The organism is Myxococcus sp. AB025B (genome assembly GCF_006518215.1).
Lineage (GTDB): Bacteria > Myxococcota > Myxococcia > Myxococcales > Myxococcaceae > Myxococcus > Myxococcus fulvus.
The window spans coordinates 1-472 of the sequence record NZ_SRLW01000704.1 but is presented as its reverse complement, the minus strand read 5'-3'; the positions used below and the strand labels follow the sequence as shown (position 1 = coordinate 472).

Annotated in this window: 1 protein-coding gene and 1 pseudogene; both read left to right on the top strand. The window is 61.9% G+C overall.

Translation table 11 applies throughout. The features are described from left to right. Positions 1–187 (top strand): hypothetical protein (locus FL311_RS43595; protein ID WP_228557491.1); only part of this gene is annotated, 187 nt, incomplete at its 5' end. A 70-nt stretch (positions 188–257) separates the two neighbouring features. Then, a pseudogene (locus tag FL311_RS43590) lies at positions 258–472 on the top strand (ABC transporter permease); the annotation flags it as partial.

Sequence of the window (472 nt, the reverse complement as noted above, 5' to 3'; positions counted from 1 at the left end):
GCGCACGACCGATCGCGCTGAGAAGTCGAAGCTCTACACCGACGCGCAGAAGCGCATCTGGGAAGACGCACCGTGGGCCTTCCTGGTGACGGAGAAGATCGTCTACGCGCGCTCGAAGCGTCTGTCTGGCGCCTATGTGGCACCGGACGGCTCGTTCAGCTTTGAAGACGTCGACATCAAGCAATAAGCCTCATTGCCGTACCGGCCCGCGCAATCTTTGCGCGGGCCATTGAATTGCCGCCTGCGGTGGATTTGCCATGCTGAACTACTTCATTAAACGTGTGCTGGGCGTGATCCCGACACTGCTGATCGTGGCAGTGCTGGTGTTCCTGTTCGTGCATCTGTTGCCCGGCGACCCGGCGCGTTTGGCCGCCGGCCCCGAAGCGGACGAGACGACGGTCGATCTCGTACGCAAGGACCTGGGCCTGGACAAGCCGATGCACGAGCAGTTCGTGCGCTTCTTCGCCAACGC